We start from the raw sequence: 24,290 nt of genomic DNA on the forward strand, positions 1-24,290 counted from the left end.
ATGCCACTCCGAATCCGAGGCGCATCACCATGCCCATTTCGAGCTATTGTTTGTCGCAGAAACCTTATTAGCGGTCGCGCTCTTTGAACTGAACAAAGAAAAAACGAGTGATGAAGGCTACACCCACGGCGAAATGGTTCGTGGCCTCTTCCACACTCGTTGTCAGGTCCGCGTGAACAACCGCAAGGGTATTCAGCGAATCTCTATTGATTGTGACACACAAGTGCAGCAATTTGCAAGACTTATTGAACTTTTTTGGCCGGAGCAATATTTGGTGCTTCTTTGGGTTACGCCTAAACCGGAAATTTACCAGGGATTACCTCCAAGTGCATAGGTCATGTCAGTATAATTGTACCGTTAACACACATTTAAACACTTCCGAAGAGTGTGCGGTTTTGATTTTAGAAAATATACTGAACGATGAATCGGCTCCTTAAAATGGCCTTTGAACCAATCGCTAGCCGTACCGATCGGCTGCCAGTTGCTATAGGCTGATAAATCAATGGCTGATAAATCAATGTCTGCCTGAAGTTTGTAGCTTGCCGTCAAGTTATCCCGTGCATGGTCCAAATCTTCTGCTGTTGTAAGGATATAAGGATTTCCAGGGATACCGCCTCCCCCGCCGCTGAACGTATTTGCCTGAGCCTTCGACGGCCACAGTCCCGTCAAAGGCCCTAGTATAAGGTACCATTAGCGGAATGAAAATCAATTCGTCAGCCAACAATATCGGTTTATTTGGTGTGATGAGACAGCCTGCAACGATTACACATGTACGACTGGAGAATGTGGATATTACATCTAATACTTCCGGTGCCAACGTTGGGGGACTTGTTGGACTTATTTCTTCTTCTACTCCTTACTCAGCCTTAGACCGTATTTCAGTGACCGGTGAAATACGCGCCGATATTGGTTACTCAGCTGGCGGCATAGTCGGTAATTTATCAATTGCCAATTTGACAAACAACGATGCGCATGTTCGGATCGACGCAGGTTATACTTATGCCGGGGGAGCAGCCAGTATTAACTCCAATGGCAATATCGAACAAAGCTATGCGACAAGCGATATGTACGGCCGCAGGGATGCAGGCGGATTGGTTGTGGTGACCCTGGGTGAAGCTCATCTTACGGATCTGGATACGGTCCCTGCGTGGGCACTTGAGACGGTAAGAGATGCAGGGGGCTCGGCGTGCTTGGAAGGCTACCTGGACGGTACAATCCGGCCGAACCAGACGGTGAGCCGATCAGAGATGGCTGTCATGATGGCCAGGCTCATGAAGTGGGACATGGACCGTACGCAGACAACCGCATTTGCCGATGATGCCGATATTCCGGATTGGGCGAAAGTACAGATTCATGTCGCTTATCAGCGCGGATTGGTGGAAGGACGAGAAGGGAATCGGTATATGCCTGAATTTCAGACCGACCCTCCCAATCATAAAATAGCAGTTGGATTGAACCTTTAGGAGACAATGGGCTAACCATTGCTTCTATTTTTTTTATAGTCACTTCAACTTCTTCACTATATAATCAACAAAACGGCTGGGAATGGATCAAGTTCTTGTCCACCGACATTCGCCTGTTCGTTCGTGTCGAATGACAAGAACTTGTACCTTTTGCCGAGTGAAGAGGGAATTCATCAAACAAAGCATTGCCTCCAAAGCAAAGGAAGGGATTCCATTCCTATAATAAAGGAAATCACATGTGATTTATTGTGCAGAACCGAGAGTACGAAGCGGCGTCCAGATGTCATGACGCCATGGCAGCAGGTTGCACTAGGGAGACCGATAATGAAAGCGAGGAGCGCTATGTTTTCGTTTACCCGTTATAGTTACCGTCAAGACAGCTGCAATGAATCCCCTGTCATTCATGCCCACCCGCAATATGAGATCGGTTACATCCACTCCGGATCATTCAGCTACATGATGGGTGGACGCAAAATAGATATAGAAAGCGGCGATTTGATTTTATTGAGCGGCTTGACCATACATGGCGTACATGCCAGGGTGCACGACATGATCGGCAGCAAGTTCGTGTTCGACGCACAGCTGGCGCAAATTTTTAGTTCATCCCTGCTGAGCTATAGCCCGCTGGAGCCTTTCAAAACCGTCAACAACGCCCGGATTCGGCTCGGTGCTGAGGACCGGGAAGAGTTTGAACGGATTTTGGCGCAAATCGACCGGTTTCACCGGCTGCATCGTCAAGATCAGACGCAGTTCAACCGGATGCTGGTCGCTTTTTTTGATCTGCTGCTGTTTATCGGGGCGCAGTGCGGAGTAGCGGAGCTGGAACGGTCGTCCCCCTCGAAGGAGAAGGAGCGTCTGGTCCGGGAAGTGATTGAATTTATCGAGCGGCATTTTGCCGATGATTTGCGTCTGGAAAATATGGAGGCCGAATTTTATACGAGCAAATATCATTTAAGCCGTATTTTCCGGGAAGTGACGGGCTTAAGCATATTCGAATATTTGTGCCATAAACGCATCGAACAAGCGAAGTGGCTGCTGCACGAGCATGCCTGCGAGCATGCGGTAAGCGATATTTGCTACCGTGTGGGCTATAATCATCCTGCGCATTTCAGCCGCGTATTTAAAAAGCTCGTAGGCATGTCCCCGAATCAGTACCGGAAAATGAAGCAATAATCGAGTGAGCGGATAGGGTTGGTACAAAACATGCAAGAAAGATCAAATCGGGCAAAAATCCAAGCAAGATGTGTTAATTGCCGGAACAACGCGCATGGTAATATGAAGGTGAAGTTCGTATAGTAAACCATATTCAATATCCTGAACGAGAGCGGGGCGAATCTGACGGCAAATCGACATGATTAGACAGACTCGCAATGTTTAGGAAGAGAAACGGGGAGGGGTAGTACAAATGGCTAGCTATAAGCCCATTCGTCTGGCGGTAGTCGGTGGGCGCAGAGGCAAACATTTCAATCGGGCGTTGGCGGTGTTGGCCGACAAGGTGCAGTTGACGGCGGTGTGCGAGTTAAACGAACGGATGCTGGCCGATTGGAAACAATCCAATCCAGAATTAAAAGCGTTTTCAAATTTCGATGCGCTGTTGGCCGATCCCGAGGTCGATGCCGTGCTGCTGGCGACTCCGCTCGTCATTCACGCCGAGCAAGCGATACGCGCCTTGCGTGCCGGCAAGCATGTGCTCAGCGAAGTGATCGCCGCTCACACGCTCGACGATTGCTGGCGCTTGATCGAAGCGGTGGAGCAAACCGGCCTTACGTACATGATGGCGGAAAATTATTGCTACATGCGTCCGAACATGATGGTGGGCGAGATGGTGAGGCAAGGCGCGTTCGGACAAATTACCCATGTGGAGGGCGCTTACTTGCACGATTGCCGCAAATTGACGCATCATCCGGATGGCGAGCTGACTTGGAGAGGCGAACTGCAGCGTGTTTACAACGGCATGAACTATCCGACTCATTCGCTCGGTCCACTGGCGCAATGGCTGGGAATTGGCAGGGAAGGCGGAGACGCGTTCGATTATATGACGACATTTACGTCGGGCACTGCGGCCATGCGCCACTATTACGATGAGCATCTGGGCGAGCGGCATCCCGGAGCCTCAGACGGTTCGTACTGGAAACAAGGCGATTCGGCGACCACGCTGATCCGCACGAAGAAAGGCGTCGTCATTACTCTGCGTCTCGATTGGGTGTCGGCGCGTCCGCATAATATGACGCATTACGGGCTGCAAGGAACGAAAGGCGCCTATTTGTCGGCGCGGCACGACGGCGAAGAACCGTTAGTATGGCTGGAAGGCCGATCTCCAGGTAAATCCGAAGGGCTGGAAGGCCAGCCGGCAGCCGAATGGCAGCCGCTATGGACGCATGCAGCCGATTACGAGCATCCGTTATGGCGCAAATGGAACGAAGAGGCGAACAAGGCCGGACACGGCGGCGGCGACTTCTTCATTATTGATGAGTTTGTCGGGGCGATATTGGAGCGTCGCCGGCCCGCGATCGATGTATATGACGCGGTGCTGTGGAGCAGCGTATTTCCGTTATCCGTACAATCGGTAGCGGAACAAGGCAAGCCGGTACGCTTTCCCGATTTCCGGAAAAATGCGCCGGTATGAAGTTGAAACCTGTTTCAAGAAAATGATCTGGGGGTTCAAAATGGCAAAACAATTGGCGTCTGCATGGACGGTCGTGCTTCTGGTATCTGCGCTTACGGCTTGCAGTGGAACGAAGGAAGAGGAGAACTCGCAGACTGCGCTGAAACCGCAGGAAGACAATAAACCGGTCGAATTGACGGCCTACTTGTCCGGTTATACGCAAGAGCGGTTCATGACGACGTTCGGTGATTTCATTCAAAAGAAATATCCGAATGTTACGTTTAAGGTGCTTGGAGGCAACAAAGAGAAAGTACCCGACCTCGTTGCGGCCGGCGTCAAGCTCGATTTGATTCAATCGACCGCGCCTGAGCTGATTATCGACAACGGGCTGCAGGACGATTTGACCGATCTGATCCAAAAGTACAACTACGATCTGAACAAGCTGGAACCAGCGGTGCTCGACCTGATCAAGCTAATCGGCGACGGTAACATTTACGGCTTCCCGAACGGGGTAGCTACGGTAGCACTGTTTTACAATAAAACGCTGTTTAATAAATTCGGCGTCTCCTATCCGACGAGCGGCATGACGTGGGATCAAGTGTTTGAGCTGGCCAATCGGCTGACCCGCAACGAGGGCGGCGTTCAGTACCAAGGCTTTGTCGACTACACCTCCTATATCGCCAACGCGAACCAGATGTCGCAAGGTTACGTCGATCCGAAGACGGGCAAGGCGACGTTAAACAACGACAACTGGCGGAAATTCATGGATAACTTTATCCGGTTTTACACCATTCCCGGCAATTCGTATATTCCTGCCGCCGGAGACATCAACAACGCGTTCCAGAAGGAGCAGCGCATCGTGATGTACGCCGGTCAATTCGGCGCGGCGGCGATGACGGGGCTAACGAACGCGGGCGTCGACTGGGGCGTTGTCTCGCTGCCCGAATTTGCCGGATATCCCGGTGTCGGCCCCGGCGCACAAGTGCCTTTGTTCTACGTCGGGAAAACGTCGGCTAACCGCGATTGGGCGTTTAAGGCGGCTGCGTATCTCGGCTCGGAGGAATTCCAGAAGGAGTCGGCGACCAAGGTCGGCGCTGTACCGGCCATGCGCAACCGCGCCGAAGTAATGGCGACTTACGCCAAGGAAGTGCCGACGATTCCGGTCGACAAAAAAGCGCAGGATGCGGTGCCGAAGACGTTTGCCAAGCCGTACGCGATAACGCCTTACGATTCGCTTGCCAGAAATGCTTTTTTGGCCGCTTACACCGCCGCTGCCAAAGGCGAGAAGGATGTCAATACGGCGCTGCGGGAAGCGGAAGAAAAAGCCAATACAGCCATTGAAGCGGCTAAGAAAAAATAAATGCTTCGACTCGAAAGGAGCTCTGAGAGCCAGATGAGCAAGCTGAAGCGCAATACGACTTGGGTGCGAGATGCGCGCAATCCGATTTTGCCGCAGCAGCCGGGCAGCGATTACGACTGCGGGGGCTGCATGAATCCATGGATCATGCAGGAAGGCGATCAGTATTATTTATACTACGCCGGTTGGGGGGCGGACCGGCATCGCCGGGTTTGCCTCGCGACCGCCCCTGTGGGTCAAGCGGGTGAGTGGGAACGGCAAGGGCCGGTGCTCCAGCTGGGCGAACACGGCGAGTTTGACGGCAATTGGTGCGTCCTGCCGCATGTGGTTAAGCTGGACGACCGTGAATGGCGGCTGTACTACACCGGCAACAGCGGCATCGGAACTGGTCTGGACATGTTTCCCGGCCTTGGCATGGCATTTTCCGAAGACGGAAAGCATTTCATCAAGCACGACCGCAACCCGATTATCGCCCGTACCGGCCAAGAAGGCGATCCGGATCAGCAGGGCATCGCCGGGGGCTCGGTCATCCAAGCGAGACTGCCCGACGGCACCGTGCAGTGGCGGTTTTATTACACCGGCTGTCCGACGCTTGGCAAAGACGTCTTTCTGAACCAGCAAAAACAAATTTGTCTTGCGGTTTCTCAGGACGGTATCGAATGGGAGAAGCAAGGGGCGATCATGCAGCGCAATCCGCTTCACGATTATGAGAATGTGGCGGTCGCCGGACCGATTGTGCAGCAGCTAGCCGACGACAGCTACCGGATGTGGTATTCGGCGATCGGCACGCGCTGGGGCTATTATTCGATTTGTTATGCGGAATCCGACGATGGCCTCTCATGGAATCGCGGCACGCATTACGGCGATAACTTGCAGCTGGGTCCGCGTCACGGCACGGCCGGCAATTGGGAGAGCATGATGGTCGAATACCCGAGCGTCATAGAAGAGGACGGTCATTTGCGGTTGTTTTATACGGCCAACAATTACGGGTTGACCGGGATCGGCACGGCCGTATCGACCCGGCTGCGGGCTACCGCCGATCATGACGGCGCCCATATCGCTTCGAGCGGCAGCGGCTCGGCATGCAGTCTTCGCTTGCCGGAATATGTCGCATGGGGCAGCGCTGTAAGACGGCTGTCATCTCCCCTGGCTTGGCAAGGACCGGATGCAAACGGGATGATCTGGTACGAACAGACGATTGTTCCGGGCCTGCGGCTGCGCGCGATCGTTACGCACGGCGAACAGAGCCTCGGGCTGCAAATGACGCTTATTAACCAAAGCGGAGAAGCGCTGCGCGGCTTGAAGGCGTGCGTGCGTCTCATAGCGCTGGACGAAGCTGCGCTGCCGGCGATCGAATGGGCCGGACCGATCCGTGTATCGGCCGAGTCGCGGGCTTCGTCGGCCTTAGCCGCAACGGGATTGGCCGGCGAGATGGCGTTCGCCCTTGAGCTGGACGATTTGCCGGACGGCGGCACGGCTACGATTACCGGAACGTTAGGTTAGCGTGAGATGAAGAAGAGAGGTGCGGAGATGTTAAACGCCGGTGTGGCAAGAGTGGTCATCAATCCGCCTTTGACGGTTCCTCACGCCGGATGGGGAGCGCAAGCGCATGTGTTTCCGGATGGCATAGAAAGCGATTTATGGGCAACGGTGCTGTACGTGGCCGACGGAACGATTTGCGGCTTGCTTGTCGATCTTGATTTCAGCCATTTTTCCATCGAGCAAGCGAATGCGATGCGCAGCCGTCTTGAACGGGAGCTTGGATTCGACCCATCGGTCATCCGGATATCGACGACGCATACGCACGCGGGGCCGCTGATTCATTTCAACTATTACCGCGAGCTGGAGCCGGTTATCGACGACTATCTCGCATTTGTGCAGGACAGTGTGGTCGAAGCGGCCCGGCAGGCGCGGGAGCGGGCTGTGCCGGTACGGATTGCCGCCGAATACGGCCATTGTGCAGCGGGCTATAACCGGCGGCAGCGTCTCGCGGACGGCAAGGTCGTGACAGGCTACAGTCCCGACGGGGATACCGATCCTGTACTCGGCGCTGTCCGCATCGTCGACGAAGCGGGGAAGCCGCTGGCGCAGCTAGTCCATTACGCTTGTCATCCGACGACACTCGGGCCGGACAATCGTCTGGTCAGCCCCGACTATCCGGGGGTGACCAAACGGACGGTGGAACAGCTCGTCGGCGGGTACTGTTTATTTTTGCAAGGCGCAGCGGGCGATATCGGTCCGGGGCCGGAAGGCTTTCTCGCCGATTATGAGGCGGTGTCGCGGATTGGACGCACGATCGCTTGCGAAGCGGCCAAAACGCTGATGACGCTGGAAGCGGGTCAACGTGATTTCCATTACGAGCGGGTCGTCGAGTCAGGGGCTTCGCTTGCGATATGGCGCGGCGAGCCGCGTATGGCTCAGACTGGCAAGCTGCGCTTTTTTACCCGGACTGTGATGCTGCCGATCAAGCGATTAATGGCAGCGGCCGAGGGTCGGCAGATGTTCGAAGGCTACCAGCAAAAGCTGTACGAGCAGCTTCGGAGCGGCGCGTCCGAGGAACGGATCAAAGAAGCGACTTTCATGGTAAAGCGATCGTACAAAGTGTGGGAACAAGCCGAGCGGTACGCCGGACAGACGGCGATTCCCGTCGAGACGCAGTTTATGACGTACGGCGATATCGCATTCGTCAGCGCGCCGCTTGAGCCGTTCTCGAGCACGGGCCGATGGATCAGAGAACAATCGCCGTTTCGTTTTACGTTCTTAAGCGGCTGCTCGAACGGTCTGATCAGCTACTTGCCTCCTCAGGGCGAGTATGCCTTTGGCGGCTATGAAGTGGACACGTCGATTTTTACCGAAGGCGCTGCTGAGCAGTTTGCCGAATCGGTTGTGAACGTTTTGCGGGAGGTTGCCGCGGAAAGGAGCGAAGCCGATGCGGCTGCGCCATAAAGTAGCGATAGTGACAGGTGGGGCTTCGGGCATCGGCAAAGCCGGCTGCCTGACCTTCGCCAAGGAAGGCGCACAAGTTGCGGTTGTCGATTTGCGCGCGGAGTATGGGCAGGAAACGGCGGAGCAGATCCGCCAAGCCGGCGGGGAAGCGATATTTCTCGAAGCCGACGTATCGGATGAGCAAGCGGTGCGTACCGTCGTAGAGCGGACGTTGGCCGCTTATGGGAAGATTGATATTTTGTACAACAATGCGACGTGGTATAACGTCGTTCCGGCCGACCGGATGGATTTGGCCGACTGGCAGCGGACGCTGGACGTGACGCTGACCGGCCCGTTTTTGTTAAGCAAGCATGTCATTCCGGCGATGATTGAGCTTGGCGGGGGTTCCATCATCCATACATCGTCCGTCGGCGGCACCGTCGCTTTTCCGGAACATCCGGCGTATAACGCGGCCAAAGGCGGGCTGAATTTGCTGGTGAAAAATTTGGCGCTCGACTATGGCCGATATCAAATTCGCGTCAATGCGATCAGCCCCGGTATCATCGAAACGCCGCTGACGCAAAAAGCGGTAAACGACCCGGACCAATACCGCGATTATGTAGAAAATTGGTGCTTTACCGGCCGGATCGGCACGCCGCAGGATATTACCAATGCCGCATTGTTCCTTGCTTCGGACGAGTCTGCCTTTATAACGGGCAGCGTTATGTTTGTCGATAACGGCTGGACGGCCCGCTGAGAATGAGCGAGAAAACAGGAGAAAACATTACCCTTAGTGGGAGGTTCGGACGATGAACAAATGGTGGACCGGAATTGGATCGGCAGCTGTGGTGTTGCTTGCTGCATGTGCGATCGGAGCAGAGGCGGCAAGCCGAGGACCGACGCTGGACATTGTGACCAACGGACAGGCAAAAGCAGTTGTTGTCGTAGGAGACGAGACCAATACGGAGCTGCGCCAGAACGCTCATCTAATCGTGGAATATGTAGAGAAATCGACAGGAGTCACACTGCCGTTCGTGCAGGAGAGCGATCTGTCCTCTAGCGGCTACAACGGCCTGACGCAGATTCACATTGAGACGGCGACTGCGGCCGCTGATCCGCATCTGGCGTCATTGTTGGCGGGCAAGCCGGCCGATGCCCTCGTGATTCATGGACACGGGAAGGATGTCATCATTGCAGGACCATCAGAGTGGGGGGTACGCCACGGGATTTTCGAGTTTCTCGAAAGGTATGTCGATATACGTTGGCTGTTTCCCGGAGAAGACGGAGAAGACGTACCGCAGCGGACGGAGCTTATTATCCCGAAAGAGACGGTCGTGCAGCAGCCGGCATTTCTGGCGCGTGAGGTCAGTCCCATCAATGCGGCGCCGATTTATGTGAACGAGCGGCAGCCGCTCCAAATCTGGGCGCAACGCAATCGTTTGCAGAGCGGTTCCAATCGGCAGCTGCAATTTATGCACAACATGTACGTACTGTTCGATCCGCAAAAGTATGGCGCGACGCATCCGGAGTACTATCCGAACGGCGTCGTACCGGCAGCGGGAGTGAAAAACGGATGGCAGCCCTGCTACTCCAATCCGGCTACGATCGCTGTGGCCGCTAGTGAGATCATTGCCTATTTCAACGCGAATCCATCGAAGCCGTCAATTGCGCTGTCCCCGAACGATTCTGGCGGTTACTGCGAAGCCGACCCATCCCATCCGGCCTATCCGGGGGTACGGAATTCGATTGGTCTGCTGAACATGTCGGAACTGTATTATAACTGGGTTAATCAAGTAGTCGATCAGGTCGTTCTGGTGCATCCGGATAAAAAAATCGGTGTTTTGGCCTATCTGGAAACGATGGATCCGCCATCGTTCCCGGTTCGTCCGCAAGTCGTGCCTTATTTGACCAAGGATCGTCTCTCATGGGAAGATACCGGCGTAGAGGCAGACGGGCATGCGCTTGTAGCGGCATGGCAGGCAAAGGCGAGTCAAATCGGTTTTTATGATTACCAGTACGGTAATTTCTACCTGCTGCCGCGCATCTTTCCGCACCGCATGGCGGAAAATATGCAGTTTGCGGCCGATAACGACGTGATCGGCCATTATATCGAAATGTACGGCTCACTGATCGACGGACCGAAAGCGTGGTTGTCCGCCAAGCTGCAATGGGACCCGGACCAGGATGTAGATGACCTGCTGGAGGAGTGGTATACACGTGCGGTTGGGGAGGCGGCTGCGCCGTCACTTGCGGCATACTTCGCCCATTGGGAGCATTTCTGGACCGATCGGATTCAAGCCTCCGACTGGTTTCAAAACAGCAAATATGCGACATATTTGCCGTTTGAGACGGCGGACTATATGACACTGGTCACGCCTGCCGACTTAACGACGAGCAAGACCCTGCTGGCAGATGTCGAGGCAAAGGCGGTTACACCGGAACAGCAGAAGCGGGCAGAGCTTTTTACGCGAGCATTTTCTTATATTGAAGATACGATTGTCAGTTACCCGGTTGAACGGGAAACGCCAAATGGCGAGACTGCGGCGCTTGCACGATGGAACGAGATGGCCGAAGGGATTGATATGCGGCTGCTGCGGGCGGCTTCGCGCCACGACAAAATGGAGCAGTTCCGGAATGAGCCGTCGTTGCTGATGGTTGCGGTGCCCCGGATGGATTGGACCGGTTGGCCTGGACCCGACTTTTGGCAAATGACTGATTACGTCAAGCAGAACGAGCCGTCTGGAGGCACAGTGAGCGCCGCCGTGTACGGAGCTGCGAACGCGACGGCAGCCAGCAACAAACGCAGCCTGGCGCGCTTGTTGCAGAAAGCGGCTTCGGGAACCTCAGCCAAAAATCCGAATCCCTCGTTTGAAGCGGGCGCTGCGAGTCCGACCGGATGGAGCTCGTGGATCACGTCAGTTGGAACGATCGAACGCTCCACAGCTATCGCCCATACGGGAGCAGCGAGCGTCAAAGTGTCAAACATGGCGCGCGGCGGACCGATCCAAACGTTTGCTGTCGGGGCAGGAGTGACTGCTGCGCAAGTCCATTACTACACGCCGCCGGGGACGGCAACGGAGGGAACATTCCAACTGATCATGAACTTGATCGGAACAAATGGGAAAACGCTGAGCGCACTCCGCACGGAAGCGATTCCGCTGGCAAACACAGCGGGGCAGTGGGCCTCCCTGCAGCTGCTAGAGTCCGTACCGGCGCAAATCGGAGGAACGGGCGTCAACCGCATCCAAATGATTTTGCTGGTCAACGGAGCGGGATACGGTACGGACATATATCTCGACGATGCCGTGCTGTACCAGCTGTAAACACTCCTGTTCGCCCTAAGAAATGGACTTTGTCATAATAGGAGCGCCTCGTTCTGATGGGTTTGTCGAAGGGTATGATACCGGAGCACCATCAAGGAGGCGCTCTTACTGGGATTTACCGACTTTTTTTGTCGGGAGTCACAATCATTGTTACCTTACAAGCCGCTTAAATAGCTGTACGCGGGCTGTTTTGACCACATGTCAATAGAGCTTTTCAAAATAACGGAAAGGAATGATATCATGGAACCCCCTATCATAATCCCCAGGCCGCGCCATTCGACCATTACCGGATATGCCGCAATTCCCGAATATCGTCCGATCGCGATCGTCTTTCAAGGAGCTCCGCTGCATCGAATGACCGAGATCGCAATCGCCCAGCTAAATGAAGAACTAAACGAAATGCGGGGCGGAGGGTCGACGAAGCTGCATACGGCCGAAAGTCTGGAAGCCGTACCCGTCGGCGCCTATCGGATTCATGTTGGGAGAAATCGGAGATCTGGTCAAGAACGGAATGGAGAAGGTCATTATATGGCACGATTGCGCCGAGCATCTCGGCCTTTTTGACGAGGAATTCGAGACGTTATTAGAGCGTTACGGCTTGACAGGGAAATTGTCGTTCATTGGTGGACATTGCGTCGCAATATCGCCTATTTGTCCGAAAAAAGCTGGCATACGAACGCCGCAGCCGATGACTTTATCCCCGCTTATACAGCTGCCCTTGTGAAGGACCATCGCGAACAATGGGCCGAAGGGTTCCGCTGCATGCGCTCGATTTTCGGAAACGAGCCGACCATGTGGCTGCTTAAGGAGCTAACTGTAGGTTTTGGCACGAAAGATCCGAAGCGCCCGTATCCGGCTCGAATTATCGAGAGCTTGCGGGCCGCCAAAGGAACGACTTACGCCTATAAAGCGATCGTCATCACGCTAGAGAAAGCGCTGCAGTCGTTTCAAGCCGGCATGCCCATGCCTCGCAGGGAATCGGAACTGGCCGTGTATCGTTGGTATTGCCGGCAAATAATCGTGGTCATCCGATGCCTACTGCAATTTGCGGATGCGGTCGATAGACCGGAGCAAGCCGGACGGAATGAGGAGGAAGTTTTGAGGAGGTTGCAAGGTGTTTGCGAAACGTTCGCGCAGGCAGTCGGGGAACTTGATTCTGTGATGCAAGAGATGCAAACGGTGTTGCCCTTTTACCTGATTCCGAGCGGGCTGCGGGAATATACATTTCTGCGTGAAGCTCTGATCGAGTATACACAGGAATAGTTTCATTCCGGAGTGGCGGTCATGTCGTGATGCCGTTATCCAAAACTCCTTGGTCTTCGTGTTTTGGAGGATATAGAGAAGCGTATTTTTCAAAAAATGGTATTGACTTTGTGTGCCGCTATATTTTATATTGGCACCAGATGAGAAGAGTCGGTTTATCCAGGAGGCGCATAGCAATGAAAACCAAAAGGCTGCGCATGCGTTTTCCGAATACGAGCAGTGTTTTTTTCAAGCTGTTAAGTTCATTTATTATTTTGATCCTGGTTCCAATCCTTATCTTTGGGAGTCTGACATACTTTCTTTTTTCGAAAGCGCTTCAAGAAGAAGTAAAAAAAAACAACGATATCTTGTTGAAGCACGTTTATGTCAACATTGAGCAAAAAATGGAGGAAGTCAGGCAAACCTTGTATCAAGTTTCGTTGACCGTCGATGTTGATTCAGGCAATCCAACGAAATTGCTTGACGTATCCAAAACGTTAAATCGCATCAAAGGCACGCAAAATTTTATTGATGATGTATACGTTTTCTATAAGGATAGGAATTGGATTATTACGGAATCGGGTTTATATTACCCGGATTATTTCTTCGACTACGTGTATAAACCAGAATCAAATATGCAGGAACAACTGCTGCAGAAATTGCAAGATCGAAATGTCTTTCAGGATCTGGGCACTTACAAGCTGACGGATGGATCTGGGTCAGGCAAGCGGTATATCGTTGTTTTATTGTCGTTCCCCCTCTACAACAATGAGATTAGAGGGACTAGTGTCGTCTTAATTAACGAGGAAAAATTGCTGTCCATGATGAATTCTGTGAATCCGTCAGACTCTCAAACCGGATTTTACATCTTAAACGATCAGCTTCAGCCGATCATCGAATCGAATACGAACCATATGGATATACGATTGTCGAATCGGAAATTGCAGCAATTTTTGAACGGGACTGAAGTTGAAAGCTCTGCCCATACGGCTCGATTTAACAATTTCTTCGTATCGCAGTTCCACTCTAATGTGATGGATTGGAAATATATCACGTTTTCATCGGCGGCACATATTTTTAAACCGGTTTTCTTTTTGCGAATTTGGATGGTGATCACCAGTTTATTCCTATTGAGCGTAGGCGTGATGCTGTCCATATTTCTGGCCAAAAACTTATATAAGCCTATCGGAGAAATTGTGAGTTCGTTCGAATTCGATAAGTCCGAGGCTGATTTGGACAAGGAGAAAAAAATAAGCGAATTCGAGTTGATCTCGAACCACATTCATTACATAACGGAGCGAAATCAACATTTGATGCAAAGCGAAACGGAACATATTACTCTTTTGAAAGATTACTATGCGAAATCGATGATTCTGGGCATTCCGGAAGAACCGATAAAGGTCAAGCCGGTCTCTGGAGCAGGTTTTGGATATCCGCTTTTTTCGGTTATCGCGGTCAAGATCGAGATGACCGATTCTTCAAATACCACCTTCCAACAAATGAATTTCAACAGCCGGATGATTGAAGTGTTTAATCAGATATTGAACAAGGAAGAGAATATTTCTTGCATGGTAACGAATATTGGCAAAAATCAAATTTCTATTCTTGCGAATTATGAAACCGAAGATAATCTAGTTGTGAACTTGCATGCTGCTATAGAGCAAATAGCCGAATTGCCGGAAAACTTCCGATATTCTATCGTATTAGGAATTGGAAGGCCGTGTGAGGATTTAAAGACCGTCAACCGATCTTACGAAGAAGCGTTGGACGCTTTACATTACCGTGAACTGGACAAAACGATACAGTTGATTCAACATAAAGAAATCATTTTCGTACAGAAATTTGTAGATTATCCGATCGATGTGGAACAGCAAATTATCGGTAACGTTCTTTCTGGCGATTACGCCAAACTCGAGCAGTTATTGAATGAAATCATTGACAGAAACAGGCAGGCTATTAACACGTATCTGTTACTGAATGATCTTTATAACACTCTTATGGCTACGGCAAACAAAATCATCCAAAGGAGCAGCGCGAAAAACGAAGAGGTGTTTGACGAAGCCGTCATCGGTATTTACATGAATAAAGATATTTCGAGCCTAGAGAGCATGAAGGATTTAGTTTTTGGCATCTACCGGTATATGATCGAAACGTTGTACGGGAAAAAGGAGAGCAAAAACGACGATTTAAAGAACCAGATGATTCATTTTATCGGGTCGCATTATAACCGTGATATTTCTTTGACCACGCTTGCCGATCATTTCAAATTGAATCCCAAATATTTGAGCCGTTACTTTAAAGACCAGACCGGAGTTAATTTTGTCCAATATGTCAATCGGTTGCGTATAGAACATGCCAAACAGCTGTTGCAGCAAGAAAAAAATCTCCATATTGACGAGATTGGGGAAAAAGTCGGCTATTTGAACAAAAATACGTTTATAACAACCTTCAAAAAACAGGAAGGGATGACACCAGGGAAATTCAGAGACATATCTTCTTGATAAACAGCCCCGCGTAGCGGGGCTGTTTTAGTTGTAGTCATACCCACCGGCTTAGCCGGTGGGTATGACTATGTTGGGGGTTATTGTGATGCAAATGTAGAACAAGGAGTATCGCGGGAAAAATAAGACCGGCTTTGTAAGGAGACCGTTCACCCGCAATGTAGAATTTGGATTCCCATTAGAAATTGAATGCTTGAATCGAAATGAAACCGCTTTTATGATCGATTTAACAAAGAGTTGACAGATCCGACACGATTCGAAAAAAAGGTATGCGAATGGTTGCGATCAGGAAGAGGGTGATGAGTTGAAACAAACATTTCGTTTAATCAAAAGAGACCGCTTGCTTTTGTTGATGCTGCTTCCCGGAATTCTTTATTTTCTTGTTTTTAAGTATGCTCCCATGTACGGAGTCGTTATCGCTTTTCAGAAATACAATCTGTATAAGGGCATTTTTCAGAGCGAGTGGGTGGGGTTCAAGTACTTTATTGAGTTTTTTCAAGGGCCGGATATGTGGCGGCTGATCCGAAATACGCTTCTCATCAATATTTATCAACTCCTATTCGCCTTCCCGGCCCCGATTATTTTAGCGCTTGCTTTCAATGAATTGAGAAAGGCCATGTTCAAAAAGGTTAGTCAGACGATCAGTTTTTTGCCGCATTTTATTTCTACCGTTGTCATTGCCGGACTTGTGGTCAACTTTCTTTCACCGTCCTCCGGGATCGCCAACAAATTTCTGGGTTTCTTCGACATAAGTCCGATTTCGTTTTTGCTGATTCCGGATTATTTCAGAACGATATTCATCAGCATGGGCATTTGGAAATCGGTCGGATGGGGTACGATCATTTACTTGGCGGCAATCGCAGGGATTAACCCGGAACTTTACGAAGCCGCTTCCATAGATGGAGCTAGCAAGCTTAAAAAAGTTTGGTATGTTACGCTTCCGGGGATTATGCCGGTCATCATCATCCTATTCATTTTGCAATTGGGCGATATCCTAAGCGTCGGCGCAGAATCCATTATTTTGTTATACAATCCGGTCACCTATGAAACGGCCGATGTGCTGTCGACATACGTTTACCGCAGAGGATTGATTTCCGGCGAATTCAGCTTTGCTGCAGCGGTCGACTTGTTTAATTCCGTAGTGGGCCTCATTCTCGTATTCACGGCGAACAAAATCAGTAAAAAAGTAACGGAAACCAGTATATGGTAAGCCGAGTGGGGAGCACGTCCAATGAAAATCGCCGATAGCTGGGGAGATCGAATCTTTGCTAATCTTTCGTTGATCCTGGTTTGGTTTGTCGTGATCGTTACCTTGTATCCTTTTGTATACGTTTTTTCGTCCTCAATCAGCGATCCGGCAGCGGTACTGAAAAATCAAATCTTTTTATGGCCGATCGGTTTCAGCTTGAAGGCTTATAAAACCATTTTAAGTTACCCGGAACTAAGAATTGGTTACGTAAACACCCTCTTCTATACGGTGGTCGGTACGGCAATCAACATGCTGCTCACTTGCTTGATGGCTTATCCACTCTCCAGGAAAAATCTCGTATTCCGTAAACCATTCATGATCATGATTACGTTCACACTTGTGTTTTCCGGCGGCTTGATCCCTACGTTCCTGATCGTGAAGTCGCTTGGCATGTTGGATACTTATTGGGCGCTCTTGATTCCAGGCGCCGTAAGTACGTGGAACTTGATACTGATGAAGACCTTCTTTGAAAACTTGCCCAAAGAGTTGGAAGAAGCGGCCACGATTGACGGCGCTTCATCGATGCATATTTTGCTTCGAATCCTATTGCCGTTATCGAAACCCGCTTTAGTAACGATTGCCTTATTTTATGCCGTAGGTCACTGGAACAGCTATTTTCCGGCGATGATCTATTTGCAAAGCGAGCACCTGTATCCTGTGCAATTATTTTTGCGAAAGATCGTATTGCTTGGTCAAACGGCTGATATCACGGGGGAGCAAGGGATGAGCACGGAGACGATCTTGATGGCGGAATCGCTCAAATATGCAACCATCATGATTGTTGCTTTGCCGATCATCCTCGTATATCCGTTTATACAGAAGTACTTTGTCAAAGGAGCCATGATCGGATCTCTGAAAGGGTGAAAGAGTGGAAAATGCTTCAATTAGAAGCTTTTCTATATAAATCTCATTTTTTTAGGAGGGGTTCGGGAGATGAAGGAATTAAAGAAAGGCCTATGGTTAATGGCGGTTGGTTCCGCTATCATGATCGGCGCGGCAGGATGCAGCGGCTCGGAATCAGACTCGGGCAAGCAGTCAAGCTCGGCGCCGACAGAAGTGTCATCGTCAACAGCCGTATTTCCGCTTAAGGAAAAGGCTTCGTTCGAAATTTTCTCCGCCGCTCACGATACGAAACCACAATCGGGCAATGAACCTATTTTTGCCGAAATTGAAAAGAGAACGAATGTACAACTGAAATTGATCAATATTCCCAATGCAAGCTACGCCGATAAATTCAAGGTGACCCTGGCTTCCGGAAATTTGCCGGATGTCATGGATTCGGACGTCGCCTCGGCGAAAAGGTACGGCATGGATGGAGCTTTCCTGGCGCTGGACGAATTGCTCAAAAAGTTCGGTCCTAACATTTTAAACTCGATCAAGGATGAGGGAGTGGATGCTTCTTTGCGGGCCTCTGACGGGAAAATCTACGGCATTCCCTATTTTACGATGCCGGGAGTCACCGCTACCGTCCCGCAATACAGGCAGGATTGGTTGGATCAAGTAAATTTGAAAGCCCCTACAACGCCGGATGAATTTTATAAAGTACTCAAGGCTTTCAAAGATGCCCAATTGGGCGGTAAGGACACGATTCCGTTCGCTCCGCAAGGATTTAACAACTTTCCGGTCTTCAGGTCGTTTGGAACGGATCCGCGCATGTATCTGAATAGCGATGGCGAGTACCAATATGGTCCTGCACTCCCCGGGATGAAAGAAGCGCTGACCTTCTTGAACAATCTATACAATGAAAAATTAATTGATCCTGAATTTGCGATCATATCCAAGCAGCAATGGGAAGCCAAAGTTAGCAAAGGCCATGTGGGAGCCATCTACTTTAACCCGGCCCGTACCGATTTCTTCACGGATGTACTTAAGAAGGAAAATCCGAAAGCCAAGATGGTGGGCGGCGGAGCGATCAAAAATAAAAATGGAAAAGGAGAGCTGCTGCCCGATTATAGCCTGAAAGGCGTTATGGCGATTTCGTCCAAGTCCAAAAACGCGGAATTGATCGTAAAATACTATAATTTCTTGTACAGCCCCGAGGGCAAGCTTCTGACGCAATATGGCATTGAAGGAACGAGCTACACCATGAAAGACAGAAAACCGCAATATACAGATGAATTCAAGAAAAATATCCAGAATAGTCTCACCAATATAGGCTTAGGTACAACCAAATATTTCTTTACCGCTCCCATGGAGAACCTGTTCAAAGATCGCAATGAAGGCACGTTAATGGCGGATGCCGTAGAGACTTCAAGGCGAGATTGGACCAAGCAGGAGCCGCAACTGAGCTTTACTCAAGCAGAGCAGGAACTTGTATCCAAAAACCTGCAGCCGATTCAGGACAAAACAAGCGAGTACATGATCAAGTTCATCATTGGCCAGGAACCGTTGTCTAACTTCGATAAATTCGTCGGAGAATTGAAACAGCGCGGCTTGGATGAGTTGGTCAAGACTTATAATGCAGCGTATCAACGTGCTTTGAAAGCCGCCCAATAATCCAAGAAGGCAATAAAACATTTAAATCGGAGGGCAGTTGCTGCCCTCTTATTTAGAATCTCATTGTCCGGTCTAATAGTTCAAAGCTTGTTTATGAAGGAGATGCGCTCATGATATCGCTCCAATTTGAGAAGATTTCCATGTATCCCAGGTACGAGGAACCGAGCATCATTTCGGTGCCTTTCGCGAAAGGGGTACTGACCGATTCAACAAGAGTATCCGTTCTTGACGGCAAAATGGCGGTACCTACGCAAACAAGAGTTACCGCCAAGTGGCCCGATGGTTCCATAAAGTGGCTGCTGCTGCATTTCCTTGCCGATCTTCCGGCCAATCTGGGCAAACGTTTCAACATATCGACGGATGATGTTACGACGACGCCTAAGGAACCTGTAATGATCGAGCCGGTTAATGGCGCACTTGTGATTCGCACGGGAGCAATTGAAGCGGAGTTGACGGCCCCAGGAGGAACGGGTTTATTTCAAGCGTTGAAACCAATAGGAGGAGTACCTACTCATGATGTGGTTGGGCCGTCGCTTCGAGATGCTTCCAATCAGGAGTACGAATGCGAGATTTCCGCGGAAGGCTGGCGCATCATCGAACCGGGTCCGGTCCGCTGCGCGGTCGAGGCGAATGGAAAGCACCGCAGTCGTGCAGATGAGAGCCGCTGGCTGGATTTTGTAGTCCGGGTTTATGCGTATGCCGGAAAACCTTGGCTGATGATCGATTATCAGATCGTCAACAAGGAGCCTGAGAGCGAACAAGTGATTCATGCCGCCCAGCTGCATGTTCGTTCTTCGCATAATAGGCTGACATCCGATCAGCTTCGATTGGGGATTAGCCGCGCCGGAGTCGACCGCAGGATGAAGAGCGGATCGGCGGGAGACCGGTTGTCGTGTCAATTAACAGCCGAGATTCTCGAAAAAGAATTTATCGAAGACCAGCCGGAAACGTTTGCAGGAACGTTCTGGGCAGATTTGTCCGACGAGAAGCTGGGCGGAATTAGCGTTACGTTGTTTCAGGCTTTGCAAAACTGCCCCAAATCGCTGGATGTTACAGGTGAAGAAATAACGGTTGGCATCATTCCATCCGGACATCCGATCCCTATGATGCAGGGTATGGCCAAAACACATCGATTGTTTCTGCACGTTCATGGCGGGGACAAAACGCTGGAAGAGGTTCATGTGCGCAGTCTGCAATTCCAGCTTCCGGATCATCCTGTTCTGGAGTCCGCTGCGTTCGAGCGCGCCGGTATATTCGAATCGATTCCCGGCGATCGGACGATCGATTGGGTGGAACGCGGATTTTATCGGATGGCTGATGGCCGTACGAGAACGTACGGCATGCTGTATTGGGGCGATGCCCCGGATAAAGACTATACGTCCCAAGGCAGAGGCGGCGGAGATTGGGTTTGGGTGAATAACGAGTATGATCTGCCTCATGCGATGATGCATTTGTATGCGAGAACCGGGAAAAGAAGGTTTTACGACTATTTGCTGAGAGCGGCGGAACATTGGAAGGATGTGGATATCGTTCATTACAGCCCCGATCCGCTGCGTAATCAAGGTCAAGTGATGCATTCAGCGGGCCATGTAACGGGCGAAGTGAAAGTTTGTCATGAGTGGGTGGAAGGGCTGCTTGATTATTACCACCTGACGGGAGAACAATCCGCACTCGAGGCGGCAATCGGCATTGGAGAAAATGTGAGGCGGCTGTTGACTACTCCCCGTTACGAAGGCGAGGGGGGGATTTCCGCAAGAGAAAGCGGCTGGGCGCTTCGCAGTCTGGGAGCCTTGTATATCGAGACCCATGACGAGAAGTGGCTGCAATCCGCAGATCGAATCGTCGATCATTTCGAAGCCTGGAAAAAGAAATACGGAGCATGGCTGGCTCCAGCTGCGGGCCATGTGGTCTATCGTTCAGGCTTCATGATCTGTATCGCTGTCAACAGCTTGATGCGGTATTATCGAATCCGCCCGGAAGAGCGGATCAAGCAAATGATCGTGGATGCAGTAGAGGATTATGTCGAGCATTGCTACGTGAAAGAAGCGGGCATGTTCTATTATAAAGAGCTGCCGAGCACTCAGCATCTGCACAGTAATCCGATCTGTCTCGAGTCGCTCTCGTATGCCTACGAATTTACAGGCGACACCAACTATCTGGAAGCAGGCCGAGTCACATTCGAGGAGGCCATCCGAGTTGCTCCGGCTGGAGAGAAAAAAAGGGAACGATCAGGCGATGCGCTCATTTTTTGGGGAGACAGTCCGAAAAAGTTCGCCCAATACTATTATCCGATCTTTTATTACTATCAGACGATCCTTAAAGCCGGGATCAAGTTATAAAAGGAATATTATGGTGTGTTTCGATCCGGACGGAACATTAGTCAATGAGCATCTCATGAAGGAGGAGACGATCCTGTGATTGTAATAAACAAGTTCGATTTTGCAAGAGAATCCGATGCTTGGGTGATCCCGGAATCGGATCGGGTTGTACGACAGGAGAACGGATTGTCCGTACGGGCTTCGGGCGGACCGTCGATTGAGATTGAAGGTCCGGGTGTTCATACGCGCAACGGCGACGCCATTCGCTTCGTTTTCAAAGATCAGGGCAGCGGCTCCGGTTATGTGCGATTCGGCTTTGACGGCGGTTTCGAATTCGCCTATGTGGAATGCAACCTCGCCCGTCGCGAGGCTGCGCTTTTCACCAGCGAGTGGAATCGCCCACAGCCCGTCGTTCGGGTCGAGTTGCCGCCTGCTGTGCATGGAGAGAACGAAGTTACTTTGGTCAAAACAGAAGGAGCCGGCAATCGGATCAAGCTGGCCGATCTGGCAATCTATTGGAACGGCGAATGCGTGATTCGCAGCGGCAATCATGATATCATCCCTCAGCTGGGGGTAAGGATTAGTGTCGAGGATGCGGATGTGGAGCTGCTGCGATTCACGCATGAGGGTCCGACAGCGCTGATGAAAGAGTATTTGAAGACGGGTGCTTGGCAAATGATGAATTCCCGCGACGTGAATGACAATGTTCGATCCATTTGCAAAGGGATACGAAGCGCGGCGGAGCTTGGTATTGAATTATTAGTAGCGCCGGAATACTGTATTTTCGGTTTTTTTGGCACCAAGCCGACGCTCGATCAGGTGGAACTGATGCAAGAGGCCGAAGCAATCATTCGAGCCTGTTTGCGGGAAACCGCAAACTCGCCCTACCTGATTGTCGGGAGACCGAATTGGGATCAGATGAGATCCGGTTCGTCCGAACCTGTCTTCAATTCTTGCAGATTGTACGATCCGGACGGCAATACCGTGCGCGACAATCTAAAATTCAGGACTTGCGAAAGGCACTATTACCATGGGCACATGCTGAACGAATTTGACATTTACGGCGTCCCGGTCAGCCTGCATGTATGCCATGACCGAAGATATCCCGATCTGAGAACGCTGCCTGTCATGTTCGGCTCACGTCTGATCATTCATCCGGTTAATGGAGGACTCGTTACAGGTGCCCGTGTAGCTGTACAGGCAGTGGCCAAAGATGAAACAGCGACCACGCACGCATTTTACCTGAGAGCCTCTACGGATGGGGGCAGTTATATAATCGGACCGAAAAAATTCGACAACCTGCTCGCCATCAGCTCGGAATGCAAGTTGACGGATTTTCCCGGCGAGCTTGCAGGCGCTCCCGCCGAAGAATTAGTCGTAGCCACGATTCGAACGCAAGACGCTTTTGGATATTGGCCTGTCCGCTCCTACCGGGCTTCGGAAGCGATCGCAGAAGCCTACGAGCAGCTGTACCAAACGATGGGAGGGCGGAATATTTGAATCGATCCTCCGGACCGGAAATCATTCGCCAGTTTCCAAATTTGCTTGATCCATTTCAATTGAAGAGGAGCGAAACTGCTTATGTCAAAAAATAAGGAGACACGTTCATGCGAAGCTTGAAACATCACGTAGTTGACATGGGCAAGCCCGAGTGGAAATCGATGCTGGAATATACGGTAGAGCTTCATAAAAAGTGCACTCGAGAACCGGAGCCTCCCTTTCATTATCCATGGGAAGAAATCGGAACCGGGTATTGCTACGGTCCGGCATTCGGTCACATTGATCTAACTCATGCGACTTTGGACACCCTCCGTTATCAGCCGGATCATGCCAAACATCAAATCTTAAACTACTTAAACCTGCAGACTTCCGACGGATTGATCCCCGGCTGCATTTGGTTCCGCGGCGGCGAGGTGAAATGGAGTACGGTGAAGGGGCATCCTCCGTTTTGGCCGGTGCCCGTGCAGGATTATTATGACTTATACGAAGATATCGATTTGTTGAAAACAGCCTACCTTGCCCTGGTTCGTCAAATCGGTTGGTTTGAAACCAAACGGAAGGCTGAAAATGAAGGTTATTATTATCTCGATCTGTGGAAAAAGGTATGGGAAAGCGGTGTCGATGACGGCATTCGTTATGACTCGATCACACCGGGGCCTTATGCGTGCGTCGATGCGACTGCGCATGTGTATCAAATGCATGTCTATGCTGCACAATGGGCGAGTCTTCTTGATTTGACTGCTGAATCCGTGAAATGGCAAATTAGAGCCGGATATCTTGCTGAATTTATAAGCAGTGCCTTGTTCGATGAAGAAACGGCTCTATTCCACGATATTTGGTCGGTCGATCGTCCCGAGAGCCGCCGCCTTACTTTCGAGGGCATGTGGCCAATGATGGTAGGCGCGGCAACTGTGGAGCAAGCGAATCGCGTGATCGATGAAAATGTATTGAATCCGAACCGTTTTTTCACCAAGCATCCGACTCCGACTATCGCTCTGGAGGATCCGGCATTTGAACTTCGCATGTGGCGGGGGCCTTCCTGGAACAGTATCTCCTATTGGGTCGCCCGGGGTTGTACCCTGTACGGGAGAAACGATGCGGCCAAAGTGATTCTGGAACGCGCCTTGGACCATACAGCCGAGAAATTTTCCGAGACCGGGACATTATGGGAGTTTTATCATCCTCTTGGAGGACAACAGACCGAACTCCAAAGAAAACCATATACCGAGTATAATCAGCCGTGTCGCGACTATATGGGCCATAACCCTTTGATCGCCATGACCGATTTATGGGCTTCCCTGAACTAAATCG

General features: G+C 50.9%; 17 protein-coding genes and 1 pseudogene. 17 read left to right on the forward strand and 1 reads right to left on the reverse strand.

Annotated elements, in window-relative coordinates; all coding sequences use genetic code 11:
* Both IDH45_RS25350 and IDH45_RS34310 read left to right on the forward strand, forming a co-directional pair.
* A partial coding sequence (locus IDH45_RS25350; RefSeq protein ID WP_449583424.1) for a hypothetical protein occupies window positions 1–334 on the forward strand: 334 nt, incomplete at its 5' end.
* A gap of 730 nt (window positions 335–1,064) precedes the next feature.
* On the forward strand, window positions 1,065–1,463 hold the full coding sequence (locus IDH45_RS34310) for an S-layer homology domain-containing protein (RefSeq protein ID WP_223836958.1): 399 nt from the start codon (window positions 1,065–1,067) through the stop codon (window positions 1,461–1,463).
* Here the strand turns inward: IDH45_RS34310 and IDH45_RS34315 are convergent.
* Window positions 1,411–1,527, reverse strand: a pseudogene (locus IDH45_RS34315) (transcriptional regulator); the annotation flags it as partial. The gene IDH45_RS34310 and the pseudogene IDH45_RS34315 overlap by 53 nt on opposite strands.
* 260 nt (window positions 1,528–1,787) lie before the next feature.
* Here IDH45_RS34315 and IDH45_RS25360 point away from each other — a divergent pair.
* The 15 genes from IDH45_RS25360 (at window position 1,788) to IDH45_RS25430 (ending at window position 24,286) form a co-directional block, all read left to right on the forward strand.
* Complete coding sequence (locus IDH45_RS25360; protein WP_190930942.1) at window positions 1,788–2,636, forward strand: AraC family transcriptional regulator; 849 nt, start codon at window positions 1,788–1,790, stop codon at window positions 2,634–2,636.
* Window positions 2,637–2,868: 232 nt separating this feature from the next.
* The gene (locus IDH45_RS25365) at window positions 2,869–4,089 is read left to right on the forward strand and encodes a Gfo/Idh/MocA family protein (RefSeq protein WP_190930943.1); all 1,221 of its coding nucleotides are present in this window, start codon (window positions 2,869–2,871) and stop codon (window positions 4,087–4,089) included.
* Between the two features lie 40 nt (window positions 4,090–4,129).
* Complete coding sequence (locus IDH45_RS25370) at window positions 4,130–5,428, forward strand: ABC transporter substrate-binding protein (RefSeq protein ID WP_190930944.1); 1,299 nt, start codon at window positions 4,130–4,132, stop codon at window positions 5,426–5,428.
* Window positions 5,429–5,461: 33 nt separating this feature from the next.
* Window positions 5,462–6,928 (forward strand): glycoside hydrolase family protein, encoded by a 1,467-nt coding sequence (locus IDH45_RS25375; RefSeq protein ID WP_190930945.1) that lies wholly within the window; start codon window positions 5,462–5,464, stop codon window positions 6,926–6,928.
* 27 nt (window positions 6,929–6,955) lie between these two features.
* Window positions 6,956–8,371 (forward strand): neutral/alkaline non-lysosomal ceramidase N-terminal domain-containing protein, encoded by a 1,416-nt coding sequence (locus IDH45_RS25380; protein ID WP_190930946.1) that lies wholly within the window; start codon window positions 6,956–6,958, stop codon window positions 8,369–8,371.
* Complete coding sequence (locus IDH45_RS25385; protein ID WP_190930947.1) at window positions 8,355–9,107, forward strand: SDR family NAD(P)-dependent oxidoreductase; 753 nt, start codon at window positions 8,355–8,357, stop codon at window positions 9,105–9,107. Before IDH45_RS25380 ends, IDH45_RS25385 begins: the two co-directional genes overlap by 17 nt.
* A 52-nt stretch (window positions 9,108–9,159) precedes the next feature.
* On the forward strand, window positions 9,160–11,673 hold the full coding sequence (locus IDH45_RS25390) for a DUF4838 domain-containing protein (RefSeq protein ID WP_190930948.1): 2,514 nt from the start codon (window positions 9,160–9,162) through the stop codon (window positions 11,671–11,673).
* Window positions 11,674–12,303: 630 nt separating this feature from the next.
* Entirely contained in the window at window positions 12,304–12,936 is a 633-nt protein-coding gene (locus tag IDH45_RS25395; protein ID WP_190930949.1) for a hypothetical protein, read from the forward strand.
* Window positions 12,937–13,112: 176 nt separating this feature from the next.
* Window positions 13,113–15,416: a helix-turn-helix domain-containing protein gene (locus IDH45_RS25400; RefSeq protein WP_190930950.1), complete on the forward strand. Its 2,304-nt coding sequence runs from the start codon at window positions 13,113–13,115 to the stop codon at window positions 15,414–15,416.
* Between the two features lie 352 nt (window positions 15,417–15,768).
* Complete coding sequence (locus IDH45_RS25405) at window positions 15,769–16,626, forward strand: ABC transporter permease (RefSeq protein ID WP_190931010.1); 858 nt, start codon at window positions 15,769–15,771, stop codon at window positions 16,624–16,626.
* Between the two features lie 21 nt (window positions 16,627–16,647).
* Complete coding sequence (locus IDH45_RS25410) at window positions 16,648–17,529, forward strand: carbohydrate ABC transporter permease (protein ID WP_190930951.1); 882 nt, start codon at window positions 16,648–16,650, stop codon at window positions 17,527–17,529.
* Between the two features lie 69 nt (window positions 17,530–17,598).
* Window positions 17,599–19,161 carry an extracellular solute-binding protein gene (locus IDH45_RS25415; RefSeq protein ID WP_190930952.1) on the forward strand — a complete coding sequence of 521 codons (1,563 nt, stop codon included), beginning with the start codon at window positions 17,599–17,601 and terminating at the stop codon, window positions 19,159–19,161.
* A 110-nt stretch (window positions 19,162–19,271) separates the two neighbouring features.
* Entirely contained in the window at window positions 19,272–21,500 is a 2,229-nt protein-coding gene (locus IDH45_RS25420; RefSeq protein WP_190930953.1) for a beta-L-arabinofuranosidase domain-containing protein, read from the forward strand.
* A gap of 75 nt (window positions 21,501–21,575) precedes the next feature.
* A complete protein-coding gene (locus IDH45_RS35085) occupies window positions 21,576–22,979 on the forward strand; it encodes a nitrilase-related carbon-nitrogen hydrolase (protein ID WP_190930954.1) in 1,404 nt (467 codons plus the stop codon).
* Window positions 22,980–23,086: 107 nt separating this feature from the next.
* Complete coding sequence (locus IDH45_RS25430; protein ID WP_190930955.1) at window positions 23,087–24,286, forward strand: MGH1-like glycoside hydrolase domain-containing protein; 1,200 nt, start codon at window positions 23,087–23,089, stop codon at window positions 24,284–24,286.
* The last annotated feature ends 4 nt before the right edge of the window (window positions 24,287–24,290 follow it).

The organism is Paenibacillus oceani, from assembly GCF_014705615.1.
GTDB classification, from domain to species: domain Bacteria; phylum Bacillota; class Bacilli; order Paenibacillales; family NBRC-103111; genus Paenibacillus_AB; species Paenibacillus_AB oceani.